Below are 13,227 nucleotides of genomic sequence, written 5' to 3' on the forward strand. Positions count from 1 at the left end.
CGTGACGTGTTCTCCTCCAGCGAGGCGACCATCTGTGGGCTCAGAACAGACATATGGATCCTTTCGACGCTCCCTCCGGTGGGGGAGGGGTACCTGCGGTGACGGCGGCGTCAATCCTCGTCGTGGCGCCGGCGCGCGGCCGGGCCCCAGAAGGCGAGCTTCACCAGGGCTGCACCCACGGTCGCGAGGGCGACGACGCCGATCCCCATCCCCGCAAGCAGGAGTGCTTCGATGAAGCCGAGTCCCAGAGAAGATCCCATCGTGCCACCGGCTTCCCTCTCGGCGTCCGCGCCGACGGTCGGCTCCGGCGGCGGGACCGGAGGATCCCGTCTGCACGGCGGACGCGCACTGCTGATCAACATACCCCCGGGCGCCCGTCGGCGAGTAGGCCCATACGTTCTGGACAACTGTGTGAGGTCGCTGACTTCCGACGGAAACGCAGGCCGAACAGCATGATTGAAAGATAATCTAGGGACGAACCCTTGAGGGTGAAGAGACGCGTGGCCAGTGCCGACGCCGCGGTCCACACAGTTCGTGCATGTCGGCGATCTCCCCTGAAGGATGCTCATGCCTACCGATCACCCTGCCCCGCAGCCGCCGTCCGGTGGTCAGAGCTGGCCCTCCGCTCCGCGCTTCGGCCAGCCCCAGGATCCGAGCCTCCCGCAGGGCCTCCCCGGCGCGCACGGCGCCCCCGGTTCGCACGGGTTCCGTGAGCCGCAGCGCCCCCGTCCCGAGCCCGGGAAGAACTACGCGGTCGCGTGGGCCCTGTCCCTGTTCCTCGGGGTGTGGGGCGTGGACCGCTTCTACCTCGGGCGCTGGAAGACAGGCCTGCTGAAGTTCCTCACGATGGGCGGCCTGTTCCTCTGGTACCTCATCGACCTCGTCCTCATGCTGACCGGCACGGTGAAGGACGCCAAGGGGCGCCCCCTCCAGCAGTACGACACGGTCAAGTGGCCCTCCCGGGTCATCTCCGGCGTGGTCGCGGTGAGCTTCGTGGCCCTGGTGGGCATCGCCGGCTCGATCGATGCTCCCGCCCCGCCGCCGTCGGACGGGGTCGCCGCCGGAGCGGCCGCCGAGGCGGGCCAACAGGAGGGCCAGCAGGCTCCGGCCGAGACGCCGACGCAGGCCGACGACGCCGCGTCGGCCGAACCCTCCGCGGAGCCGACCACCGAAGCGGCCCCGACGACGACCCCCGCCCCGGAGCCCACCACGCCGGAGCCGTCCCCGACGCCGGAGACCGTGGAGGCGGCCGACGGCGCCGCCCTCGCGATGCTCGCCGGCCTCGACGAGAAGGGCCGCGCCCCGAAGACCGACTACGACCGCGACTCCTTCGGCTGGCGCAACGACGTGGACCGCAACGGCTGCGACACCCGCAACGACATCCTGCGGCGCGACCTGCACCAGATCACCCTGAAGGGCGGCACGAACGGCTGCGTCGTGCAGCTGGGACGCCTCGATTCCCCGTACAGCGGTGACACCGTGGACTTCGACCGGGCGAGCAGCACGATCGACATCGACCACGTCGTGGCCCTCTCGGATGCCTGGCAGACGGGCGCCGCCCAGTGGGACGAGGACACCCGCGTCGCGTTCGCCAACGACCCGTTGAACCTGCTGGCCGTCGAGTCGGGCCTGAACCGTCAGAAGGGCGACGGAGACGCCGCCACCTGGCTCCCGCCGAAGAAGGACTACCGCTGCGAGTACGTCGCCCGCCAGATCGCGGTGAAGGACAAGTACGAGCTGTGGGTCAAGCCCGCCGAGGCCGACGCCATGCGCGATGTGCTGGCCGACTGCGACGGCTTCGCCGCGATCGAGGACGACGGGACCGTGCCGGCTGCCGGGGAGGGCGACGTGATCGCCACCCGGGAGGAGCCGGCCCCTGCCCCGGCACCCGAGCCCGAGCCTGCCCCCAAGCCGGCACCCAAGCCGGCTCCGGCGACGTCCTCGACCGGCGGTTCCAGCTCCAGCGGGGGCTCGTCCTCCAGCAAGGACTCGGGGTCGAGCTCCGGCGGAGGCTCCACGTACTACAAGAACTGCGATGCGGTCCGGGCCGCCGGCGCCGCCCCGATCCACGCCGGGGACCCCGGCTACAGCACAAAGCTGGACCGTGACGGGGATGGCGTGGGCTGCGAGTAGAGCACTGTCCTGACCGGCGCTGTACCCACGATGACGGGCCCCGGGAAGGATCCGGCCCCCTCCTGCGTTTGCTCCAGGACGACACGTCCAGGGGAGGAACCCACACATGATCGGTATCGATCTGACCGGCAGGACAGCATTCGTCAGCGGCTCCACGCAGGGCATCGGACTCGCCATCGTCCAGCGGCTCGCGGAAGCGGGTGCCCGCGTCGCGGTCAACGGCCGCACCCCGCAGCGGGTGCAGGAGGCGCTGACCTCGCTCACCGAGGGCGGCATCGACCCTGAGCTGCTGATCGCCGCACCGGGCGACGTCACCACCGATGACGGCCTCGTCGCCGCGCTCGAGGTGTCAGGGGACGTGGACATCCTGGTCAACAACCTCGGCATCTTCGGCGCCGCCCCGGCGCTCGAGATCACGGACGCCGAGTGGCAGCGCTACTGGGACGTGAACGTCATGGCCTCGGTACGGCTGATCCGCGCCGTGCTGCCGCGGATGAAGGAGGCCGGCTGGGGCCGGATCCTGAACATCGCGAGCGACTCCGCGATCGTCACCCCGGCGGAGATGATCCACTACGGCGTCTCCAAGACGGCGCTGCTGGCCGTCTCCCGCGGCTTCGCGAAGGAGGCCGCCGGCACCGGGGTGACGGTGAACTCCGTGATCGCGGGCCCCACCTACACCGAGGGCGTGCAGGACTTCGTCTACCAGCTGGTGGATTCCGCGCTGCCGTGGGAGGAGGCGGAGGCCGAGTTCATGCGGCTGCACCGCCCGCAGTCGCTGCTGAAGCGCCTGATCCGCCCCGAGGAGATCGCGAACATGGTGGTCTACCTGTCCTCGCCGCTGGCCTCGGCCACCACCGGCGGGGCGCTGCGCGTGGACGGCGGGTACACGGACGCGATCCTGCCCTGAGGGCCGCTCGGCGAGGGCGAACGGGCGCTCTTCGAGACGGGTCTTCCCCTCGACGTGCACCGCGCACTGTGATCATCTGACACGACACGACGACAGAGGAGACACCATGTCGGACCACCTCTTGACGATCGATGCCCTGCTGGCGCTGGAGCACCGCGGGTGGGAGGCCCTCTCCCGGCACGAGGGCGGCAGCTTCTACGGCGAGCTGATGACGGCTGATGCGCTGATGATCCTCGTCAACGGCATGGTGCTGGACCGGGAGACGATCGCGGCGACCCTGAACCAGTCTCCGGCCTGGAGCACCTTCTCCCTGGAGGATGCGCGCCTGGTCCCGACGGGGGAGGCGAGCGTCGCGCTGGTCTATCGGGCCACCGCCTCCCGGGACGGACAGGACGAGCCCTTCGTCGCCCTGATGTCGAGCCACTACACGCTGGCGGGCGGCAGGCACGCGCTCACCCTCTACCAGCAGACCACCGTGACCCACTGAGGGACGCGTCTGCACCCCGCGGGGATGGCGTGGGCTGCGAGTAGCCCGTCCCTTCAGCCTCACCGCCGGAGCATCACCAGCACTGCGTCGACCAGCTCGGAGGACTGTCCATCGTGGCCGGTGGAGGGCCGGCTGCGCTCGTCCGCCGTCTCGACCGTCCACTGGTCCGAGGGCAGGTCGAGCTCGGCGGCATCTTCGCGGGCGGTCACCATGTTCGGTCGCCGGTGGGAGGACCCAGCCGGGCCCTGAGCATGGGAGATGACCACCAGGCGCCCTCCGGGGCGGACGGCCGACGCCGCTGCGCGGAGGATAGTCGCGCGGTCGAGCGCGACGTTCGACTGGAAGAACGACGCGGTCACCAGGTCCACCGAGTCCGGCTCGGGCTGCCACGTGCTGAGGTCCGTCGCGGTGAAGGTGGCGCCGTCGAGCCCACGCGCGTCCGCCTCGGCACGGGCGCGGTCCACCGCGGTGGAGGAGATGTCCAGGCCGTGGGCCTGCCAGCCCTGCTCGGCCTGCCACAGCACGTCCCCGCCCTCGCCGCAGCCCAGATCGATCACGGAGCCGGGCGTGAACTCACCGACCACTGCGGCCATGGTGGCGTTGACCCGACCGGACCACACGCGCTCGGTGTCGCCGTATCGCTTCTCCCAGTACTCGGTGGGGGAGAGGTGGGCGTTGGGGTCGGCGGGGGCGTCGTCGTGCTGATGGGTCGTGCCGTGCTGGTGGGGTGCTGTCATGCGGGGAGCTTGGCAGATGCCGCGGCGCAGCGGAGTCTCTCTTGCCGACTGCGCACGCGTGAGCCGGACGATCTTGCCAGGGACGCTGCGTCGGTAGATTGCCGTCACAGCCTGCGGGCCCAGCCAGGGCTGCGCCGCACCGGGCTCCGACCACGGGTCACTCTCGATGACGCGCATGCCTCTGAATCGCGTTGAGACGGTGGACGCCGGCATCCCGCCCCCGCTGTGGAAGCCGATCCACGCCGTTGTCACCGTGACTCTGTCGATCAAATAATGACTAAAAACGGGCCAGCGCCTAGAAAGGGCGTAGAGCGCATCGAAGTCGCTAGTTGAGTCGCGCAACCAGCCGGGACAGGGGGTTCGCGAAGAATCGTACCTACAAAGACCACTCGAATTGCGGTCCGTAGACTGATATCGCCGACGTTAGCGCAGCAAGCGGGGGAGGCTAGCCAACCTCCGAGAGTTTCTCGAGTTCAGATATGGCAACGTCCCATTCGGTAAGTAGAACGTCAGAAATGTTCAACATGTTCGATCTGCCATGCAAAACGTCGGAAGTCCGCTTGTAGATGTGCTGCACCAGTCTAATTTGCCCGAGCAGTTGCCGGTCATCAACTTTTCCATGGAGGACAACGATCAGAAATACAAGGCGTTCGCGGATCCTATTCGTTCCGAAAGTTACCTCGGTTGAAGTAGATGACTGCCTGACAGCGGACGTGGCGATCGCTTCAATGCGTTGTCGGAAATCGACGACAGCAAGTCGAGTGCGGGCGCGCCTGCCTTTCTCACCCCACCTCATGCTGCGCGAGAAAGTTGTTTGCATGCCGCCCTCGCATTCTTGATCTCATCCACGGTTACGACTGTGATTGCCGGGTTCCCGTGAATCGAGTGATTCCAGGCCTCGAAGTGCTCGCTGCACTTACGGATCGATAGAGTGACCGGATTCCTGCGGATCGGGCCTTCCCAGAAGTCTTCCGCGACCTTTAAGCGTTGGTCGGTCCGGTCGCATGAATCGAGCCTATCGAGGTCCAAAATAACGTCTCGACCCAAAGAGCTCGCGTTTCTTAGCGCGAATGAGCGAAGCGCGTTATCGATACTCATGCGGCAAAGCTTTCGAACGGCGTCAGTCACCTCAATTAATGAACCAGACTCGTCCATTGCGAGGTCGAGGATACTCCGGGCATCCGTCAGCAACTCGTCCCAGAATTGGCTACTATCGGAAATCTGAACCTCTCCGCTCGAGCTTGTACGATCAACCATCCTGGTGTCGTACTCCAACGTGCGAGCAACGAGATGCTCCTTTAGTCGTTCGTCGTGTGTTAGTACAATGACGCGACGCGTAAGTGCGAGTTCCGCAAGTGTCGACGCCAGGCGATCGATGCGCAGCTCATCAAAAGCGTGTACCGGATCGTCGAGAATTATAAATCCGAAGGGGCCGGAATCTATGCAAGCCAAGAGTGGAGCAAGTAGAACTGCGTTTCGTTGCCCGGCGCTTAACATGCCCAAATCAACTACCTTGTCGTGCTCGTCGACGAGCTCCATTGAGGCTTTAGTTGAAAGCACATTGATACCCTTTAGGCGTAGATTGGCATCGGCTAGAAGCTTTTCGATGCGATCACTCGATCGCCTCTCGAGCGTCACGCTTCTCCGACCACGAAGATGCTTTCTCAAGTCATCCAGCCGCTTTGTCGTCTCCTTCCATGCCGTAGCATCCATTGCGGCAGGCCCGTCGCTTTTCCAAACCTCTATGAAACTGGATGCCACGCGCGATCGCGCAATCGCCCATTGCTTCAAGGAGTCAGTCCTCTCGATGGCCTCGCCGATTAAAGACTTTGCGCCGTCGGAAATTATCCAGTTAGCCAAGTTAGACGAAGCCAACATCACTTCAAAATTAGAGGATACCCCATCTTCGCGGGATTCACGGAAGGATTCCACTAGGTGACGCAGCGTGGACGCGCGCGGGAGCAATTCGCTATCGACTATGGCGCCATCGGTGACCTCGAGGATGGGGTCCAAGAGGGCACCCGCAAGGTCCGTAAGCGCTTTTGTACAAGCGTTCACGGATTTTTTCTGATTGGCGATACTTTGGTTTTTCTCAACGGTGCTACGGAGCTTTTTCAACCAATCAGGAGCGACTTCAAGACACACAGGACAAGTGTCTCCTCCTATGCGATGGTAACGCGCTTCGTTGTGCAATTGCTCGAGGCCGGCCGAAAGCAGAAGTTCCGAAGTGCCTCTCGCCGCTTCGAGGGCGCGGATAGAGTCGAGGAGTTTGTGTGCACAATCAGCAAGCTGACCGTGCGTATCGCCTGGGAGGGTCGAATACTCCTGCCCACCTTCGAGGAGACCTGCGCTTTCGATCCATTCTTGCATATCCTCTCCGATTTGAGGCTCGCGAACCGGCGATAGCGCGGGGGGTGAAGACTCAGAAGTTCTCGCACTATCAATTTCCTCCAGTAACTGCATAGCGGAGGATCTGGCGACATTCCAGCGTTGCAGGGCTTCGGTGGAGGCGCCGCTACGCAATACGATCTCGTCGTGGAGTGCAGTGAAGCTTCCCCCGAGCGCCAGAAGTCCCTCAAAATACTCAGCGAGATCCTTGCTCAGCTGAACGCGACGCTCTAGTGAGGCGTAGGCAAATACCGGTTGATGGCTAAGTAGGGCCGCCCGCCAGGAGCTATCTAAGGGTGCCTGCCTTTCCCCCTCCGCGTCCTTGATCGTTGCGGTATGACTTTGTATCGCTCCACTCGAATCGAGCGATGCGTCGAGAACAAGGCGGGCGGTTCCGGATGTGAGGGTAACTGAAACGTGTGCACTCTGGGACCCGCGTGCCAAGTGAACTGGGTCCCATAATGGAGACTTTCCGCCCGTTGCACTGCTCGCCTCGGAGGGCTTTCCAGACAGGCCGAATTCAATAGCGTCGCTAACGCTGGATTTTCCGGCACCGTTTAGTCCGTGCAGGACGGTTATGCCAGGAGTTGGCTCGAATGAGACCACTAAAGGATCGTCGTTTGCAACGCCGCGGAAATGATGGATGGAAATCCTTTCGAGGTTCCAAACCTTTTCGTCACTCAGAATTTCTGATTCAGACGCAGGTCGGCCTGATAGTTCCGACGCAACAGAAAGAAGACGATCCCAACTTGCGATGTTTTTCTTTGCGAGGCCTCGTCTCGCTTCCGCCTCGCGTACTATGTCCCCGAAGGAGAACATGGCTAGGCCTGCGGGGGTCTCGGTGTCAAATTCAGTCAAAACTGCTCCGCTCAGATGTATTGCCGATATTGTGAGGAATTGGTGGCCCACTGGATGCCCGCGCTCGCAATGCGTGACACTTTCTGTACTAGTTGTGAACTGAGGTTAATGGCTGTGTGCGCTGACCGGTAGTTTTTTCATTCTTCGTCGATACTTGCAGCGTCTGCGGGCTACGCGGCGGCTCTTGCCTCGAGGTATAGCTCGACCGGCGCCGGACGATCCAACTTCCACAGGATCTGGATCGGCTTCGAGCCTTCGTAGCTCTGGAACTGTGCGGTACCCAAGCAGGTGTACGGCTCGGTGCCGATATCGCCGGTCTTTGCGCGGCGTGCGAACAGCACCACATTCGAGCCTTGTTCGCCGTGGCGCTGGTATCGCAGCCCCGTGGGACTCGAGGCGCTCGTGGTGCTCTGCGATTCCCAATGGAAGAGCTCTTGGTTGATCGCGTAGTCGTGGTAAAGCGTCGTTGGCGAGTAATCAGCCTCAGACTTCTTGAGCGTCACGAGAAGCGCATCAGTTTTCAGCGACGGCATCCACTTGACGCCCTCACGAATCGCTCCGGGAGCACCAGCATCGAGTGTGCCTAGGCCCAGCCCAGCGAGCAGCTCCTCTCGGGAGTACTGCGCATGGGATCTCAGCGGGGAGACTCCCAGAGCGCCGGCGAGAGGCTGGGGGAGCGTGCGGACAGTGGTCTCGCGGTAGTCGAGGATCTGGGTCACCTCTTTCACGAGTTCTGGCAGGCTCCGCAGTCGCTCGAGGCCGGCTCGGATTCCGCCACCATCTCCGGACGGCCAGAAGGTGAAGTAGAGCATCGCAGCGGTGAGATCCGTGTCGAGGTTCGCCGGAAGCTCGTGGGCTGTGAGGAGCTCTCTGTACCGGTCGACGCGCTCTTGGTCATCGACGTGCGCTAAGTTACCAACTTTCTTGAACAGCGCCGTGGCCTCAGGATCGACGAGACGCGTGGCGTCTGCGGGAAAGGCCCAATCCACCACGGCCTTCCATGATGCAGGCTGCTTCTCGCCGCGGTAGGTGCGATCGCTGGAGCCGTATACGTCTGCCATGCCTCGCTCTGCATCGGTGAGGTAGGAACCCAGCGCGTAGCGGCTTGGATCCGTCCCTGTGGGCAAGTGCTGCCGGACGTCGGCAATCAGATCCTTAGTGGCCAGGCGCAGCTGCTGCTTCACGTTGTGAAGAACGATGTCTTCGGCGACCTCATCGAAGACGATCTGCGACCCCGGCGGAAGGAACGGGAATTTGTCCCGGATGCTCCTCTCTAGCCTGTTGCGGGAGAGACCAGTGAGTGCCCGGTACTTGAGGTCGAAGCGGAAGTTGTCATTCTGTAGGCCGACGAAGTCGACCACCGTGAGAACCGCCTTGCCTTCGGTGCGGCGTAGCCCGCGCCCCAGTTGCTGCAGGAAGATCGTCGCTGACTGCGTCGGGCGCAGCATGAGGACCGTATCGATCATGGGAATGTCGAGGCCTTCATTGAAAATGTCCACGGCAAAGATGCACGCCAGCTCGCCATCACGGAGTCCCTGCAGGCCCTCGCGCCGCTCCCCACTTCGCGACTCACCGGAGAGGGCGAGCGAGGGGATCCCGGCGGCGTTGAAGACCTCTGCCATGTAGTGCGCATGGTCCACGCTGACGCAGAACCCGAGGGCCTTCATTCGGGATGGATCGGTGACCTTGTCTGCAACGGTCTTCAGCACAATGCGAGCACGCGCGTCATTGCCTGTGTAGAGGGAAGAAAGCTGGCCGAGGTCGTAGCGCCCTCGTGTGAAGCGGATGCTTTGAAGGTCGCTGCCATCGGCAACGCCGAAGTAGTGGAAAGGGACAAGTAGGTCGGCCTTCAGTGCGTCCCAAAGGCGGAGTTCGCTAGCGACTCGTCCGTTGAAGTGCTCGACGGCGATGTCGCCCCCGTCCGTTCGTTCGGGGGTGGCCGTCAGAGCTAGTAACTCAACCGGCCTGAAATGGTCGATTGTCTTCTTGTACGAGGGTGCGAGACCGTGGTGGAACTCGTCGACAACCACCACGTCGAAGTGCGCCGGATCCCAGCGTTCAAGTTCGGCCTCCCGCGATATCGACTGCACGGACGCGAACACGTGGCGTCCCCGAGAGGGGCGCGCGCCGCCGACGAGTAGCTCACCGAACGCTCCGTCCTTGAGAACCTCGCGATAGGTGCGTAAGGCCTGCTCCAGGATCTCTTGCCGGTGAGCGATGAACAGCAGACTAGGTCGCGGTCCACCTTGGGCGAGCCGCTTGTAGTCCAGCGCTGCGATGACAGTCTTCCCGGTGCCCGTAGCGGCAACGAGCAGGTTCCGATGCCGGTCGTGGGTTTCCCGCTCAGATTGCAGATCATCAAGCATGATCTGCTGATGCGGGTACGGGCGAACATCGAGGAGGCTGACGTTGACTTCCCCGTCGCCGCGTCGCGCCCCATTCTTCGCAAGCATCTGGTCGAGGTACTCGGCATCGGTGTCCGGGTCATACGGCGCAAACGCCGAGTCATCCCAATAGGTCGCGAAAGTTGAGGAGAACTTGTCGAGCAGTGTCGGCGTCGCGTGCTTGGACAGTCGAACGTTCCACTCCAGCCCGTCGACCAGCGCTGCGCGACTCATGTTGGAGCTACCCACGTAGGCGGTGGGGAAGCCGCTCTTGCGATGGAACATCCACGCCTTCGCGTGAAGGTGAGTCGACTGCGAGTCATAGTTGACTCGAACCTCAGCGCCGAGCTCACGAACGAAGTAGTCGAGTGCGCGGCGGTCAGTAGCGCCGATGTACGTCGTGGTCAGCACTCGTATGGAGACGCCACGCTCGGCTGCCGCGCGCAACGCACCCTCCAGAACGCGGATGCCACTCCATTGCACGAAGGCGCACAGCAGATCAATGCTGTCGGCACTCGCCATCTCGAGCCTGAGCTCGGAGCCCAGCTGCGGATCACTACGAGAGTTCGTGAACAGCGCGACGTCAGTCAAAGGCGTCGACGGCCGACGTGGAGGCGGTGACATCGGCGCAGTGACCGAGGTAAGGAGCTGCGGACCAGACGTCACCGTGTCGGAGTGCACTGCCTCAGGGATCGCCTGCAACAGCCGGTTCGCAGTCTCGATCTGCTCCTCCACCGGTAGTGCGGTGAGCACCCGGGAGATCACCGCGCTGAGGTGCTGCGTGAGCACGTGTGGCGCGTCTGCAGCATCGACGTCTGCGAAGGTTCGGTCGTGCGGTTGATGGGTCTGATCATCAAGCGCCGCGGAGAGCCCTGTCGTCACTAAGAGCTCATAGAGCCCGGGATCCAGAGCATGATCTTCACTCATCGATTCCCCAGGTGCTGCGGTTTGCGGTCAAAGAAGGCATCCTGAATAATCGGCACGTCTGCTGGCGACCAGTCCAACTCGGACAACTCTTCCGGCGTAAACCACCCCATCTGGTCATGATCCGTGCTGGTCGTCGGCGCATCAGAGAGCAGCTCTGTCCAGTAGCACGCCAGATCGATAAGGGCGGGGCCCACCGGGGTCGTATGTCGTGAGGCCAGGTCCCCGACATGTACCTCGACGTCCAGCTCCTCGGCGAGCTCACGGTGCAGCGCGTCCGTCGGCAACTCCCCAGGCTCCACCTTGCCTCCAGGGAACTCCCACAGGCCGCCGGCGCTGCGCTCAGGGCTGCGGCGGGCAGCGAAGACGAGACCATCACGGACGATGACCGCCCCCACAACATGGATCGCTGGTTGTGATGACATGCGGCTCCTCTACTGGCCCGGCTGGTCAGCCCATCGTATGAGCGATGGGAGACATGTGGCTCTGAAAACCAGACATCTCGCCTGGTCGACGAGAATTTCGCCGTCGTCCCGACGTCGCAATGGCCGGGCATTGTGCGCGTGGGCTTGAACTCGGCCGCTGCGGAGGACTAACCGTCGCGGGCAGAGGCGCCGCGTCATGCCGTGTCACTCAGCCCAGATATGCCTCGGCGAGCAGCTCAGCGGACCGCAGCCGCTGCTCCACCCGCGGTCCCTGGTGGGCGATGATGAGTTCGTCGGCGCCGGTCTGCTCGGCGAACTCGGTGACCTTGCCCCTGACCACGCCGGGGGTGCCGACGGCGCTGTAGGTCGCCATCTGGTGCAGGTGCGAGGCCTGGGGCGCGGCGAGCAGCTCATCGGCCTGCTCGTCGGTGTACTCGGTGCCCGGTTGCAGCAGCAGCGCCACCCGGCTGCGCATCATCTCGTGCTGCTGGCGTTCGGCGTCGGCCTGCTCGTCAGCGGCGATGACGTTGAAACCGGCGATCACGTGAGGCGCCTCGAGCTGCTCGGACGGCTGGAACTCGCGGCGATACAGCGCGATCGCCTCGTGCAGGGCACCAGGGGAGAAGTGCGAGGCGAAGGCGTAGGGCAGGCCGAGGGTGGCGGCGAGGCCGGCGCCGAACAGCGAGGAGCCGAGGATGTACAGCGGGACGTCGGTGCCCTTGCCCGGATAGGCATTCACGCCCGGGATCCGGGACTGTCCTTGCAGGTAGGCCTGCAGCTCCATGACGTCCTCGGGGAAGGTGTCGGCAGAGGCGCCGCTGCGACGCAGTGCGCGCATCGTGTTCTGGTCGGTGCCCGGCGCCCGGCCCAGCCCCAGGTCGATCCGCCCCGGGTGGAGCGTCTCGAGGGTGCCGAACTGCTCGGCGATCACCAGCGGGGCGTGGTTGGGCAGCATGACGCCGCCCGCTCCGAGCCGGATGGTCCTGGTGTGCGCGGCGACGTGCGCGATCAGCACTGCGGTGGCAGAGGACGCGATCGATGCCATGTTGTGGTGCTCGGCGTACCAGACCCGCCGATACCCGGTCTCCTCCGCTTTCTGGGCCAGGGCGACCGTGCCCTCCAGTGCCTGCGCCACGGTCTGGTCGCGGGCGGCGGTGGCGAGGTCGAGGATCGAGAGCGGGACGGGCATGAGGCACCTTTCGGAGACAGGCGGCGCCGGACGGCGCAGCACCTGCCGGAGCAACGCCCACGGCCTCGTTTCTCTTCCCGGCCTCTCCTCCTCCCGGTGAGGCGATAAACCAGGTGCCGTCGGCGTAAGCGCCGCATACGCTCCACACATGCACAGTTACCCTCCGCTGAACGTGAGCGTCAGCACGCCTCGGCTCGAGCTGCGCGGCGCAACGGACGACTTGCTCGAGCAGCTGGTGCCCGTCGTCCGGGCGGGTCTGGCAGATGCAGACCCTCCGCCGTTCGACGACCCGATGTCTCTGTACGAGACCGATCCGGACCTGCGGGTTCAGAAGTGGCTGCAGGGGATCTGGCGTGGTCGCGGCAGCGTCACCTCTGACTTCTGGAGGCTCAATCTGGTGGTCCTCATCGATGGTCGCCCGTCAGGGATGCAGGACGTCATCGGGACCAGCTTCGATACCTACGGAACAGCGGTCACGTTCTCGTGGCTGTCTGCCGAACTCCGTGGCCGGGGCTTGGGGCGGGAGATGCGAGATGCCGCGCTCCACCTCTGCTTCGAAGGGTTCGAGGCCGCCGAGGCGAGCAGTGAAGCCTTCCTGGACAACGTCGGGTCGAACCGTGTCTCGCAGGCCCTCGGGTATGAACGCAACGGCACGACCTGGGCCACTCGCCGGGGACAACCAGAACAGATGCAGCGTTGGCGCATCACACGAGAGAAATGGCTTCTAACGAGACGGGACGACATCAGGACGACGGGAGTCGACGCCTGTCGAGAGGTCTTCGGCCAGAGGCCCTG

Annotated in this window: 10 protein-coding genes; 4 read left to right on the plus strand and 6 right to left on the minus strand. The window is 64.1% G+C overall.

Going from position 1 to position 13,227, the window contains the following annotated elements; genetic code table 11:
• Positions 1–110: 110 nt before the first annotated feature.
• Positions 111–260, minus strand: coding sequence for a hypothetical protein (locus tag ACT3T5_RS13935; RefSeq protein WP_343922589.1), 150 nt, complete (start codon positions 258–260; stop codon positions 111–113).
• Positions 261–567: 307 nt separating this feature from the next.
• Between ACT3T5_RS13935 and ACT3T5_RS13940 the strand changes: the two genes are divergently transcribed.
• The 3 genes from ACT3T5_RS13940 (at position 568) to ACT3T5_RS13950 (ending at position 3,527) form a co-directional block, all read left to right on the plus strand.
• Positions 568–2,133, plus strand: a complete 1,566-nt coding sequence (locus tag ACT3T5_RS13940; RefSeq protein ID WP_444594641.1) for a GmrSD restriction endonuclease domain-containing protein — start codon at positions 568–570, stop codon at positions 2,131–2,133.
• A gap of 109 nt (positions 2,134–2,242) precedes the next feature.
• Positions 2,243–3,040: an SDR family NAD(P)-dependent oxidoreductase gene (locus ACT3T5_RS13945; protein WP_444594651.1), complete on the plus strand. Its 798-nt coding sequence runs from the start codon at positions 2,243–2,245 to the stop codon at positions 3,038–3,040.
• Between the two features lie 106 nt (positions 3,041–3,146).
• Positions 3,147–3,527 carry a nuclear transport factor 2 family protein gene (locus tag ACT3T5_RS13950; RefSeq protein WP_444594642.1) on the plus strand — a complete coding sequence of 127 codons (381 nt, stop codon included), beginning with the start codon at positions 3,147–3,149 and terminating at the stop codon, positions 3,525–3,527.
• A gap of 59 nt (positions 3,528–3,586) precedes the next feature.
• On the opposite strand, the gene ACT3T5_RS13955 is transcribed toward ACT3T5_RS13950, so the two are convergent.
• The 5 genes from ACT3T5_RS13955 to ACT3T5_RS13975 all read right to left on the minus strand — a co-directional run bounded on the left by ACT3T5_RS13955 (position 3,587) and on the right by ACT3T5_RS13975 (position 12,432).
• Entirely contained in the window at positions 3,587–4,264 is a 678-nt protein-coding gene (locus ACT3T5_RS13955) for a class I SAM-dependent methyltransferase (protein WP_444594643.1), read from the minus strand.
• A gap of 792 nt (positions 4,265–5,056) precedes the next feature.
• The gene (locus tag ACT3T5_RS13960) at positions 5,057–7,471 is read right to left on the minus strand and encodes an AAA family ATPase (RefSeq protein WP_444594644.1); all 2,415 of its coding nucleotides are present in this window, start codon (positions 7,469–7,471) and stop codon (positions 5,057–5,059) included.
• A 209-nt stretch (positions 7,472–7,680) separates the two neighbouring features.
• Positions 7,681–10,821, minus strand: coding sequence for a DUF3427 domain-containing protein (locus ACT3T5_RS13965; protein WP_444594645.1), 3,141 nt, complete (start codon positions 10,819–10,821; stop codon positions 7,681–7,683).
• A complete protein-coding gene (locus ACT3T5_RS13970; RefSeq protein WP_444594646.1) occupies positions 10,818–11,243 on the minus strand; it encodes a (deoxy)nucleoside triphosphate pyrophosphohydrolase in 426 nt (141 codons plus the stop codon). The genes ACT3T5_RS13965 and ACT3T5_RS13970 overlap by 4 nt, the downstream gene beginning before the upstream one ends.
• A gap of 208 nt (positions 11,244–11,451) precedes the next feature.
• Positions 11,452–12,432, minus strand: a complete 981-nt coding sequence (locus ACT3T5_RS13975; RefSeq protein WP_444594647.1) for an LLM class flavin-dependent oxidoreductase — start codon at positions 12,430–12,432, stop codon at positions 11,452–11,454.
• 172 nt (positions 12,433–12,604) lie between these two features.
• Here ACT3T5_RS13975 and ACT3T5_RS13980 point away from each other — a divergent pair.
• Positions 12,605–13,227, plus strand: a 623-nt coding sequence (locus ACT3T5_RS13980; protein ID WP_444594648.1) for a GNAT family N-acetyltransferase, incomplete at its 3' end; no start/stop codon positions are given.

This window comes from Brachybacterium sp. AOP3-A1-3 (assembly GCF_052378285.1).
Taxonomy (GTDB): domain Bacteria; phylum Actinomycetota; class Actinomycetes; order Actinomycetales; family Dermabacteraceae; genus Brachybacterium.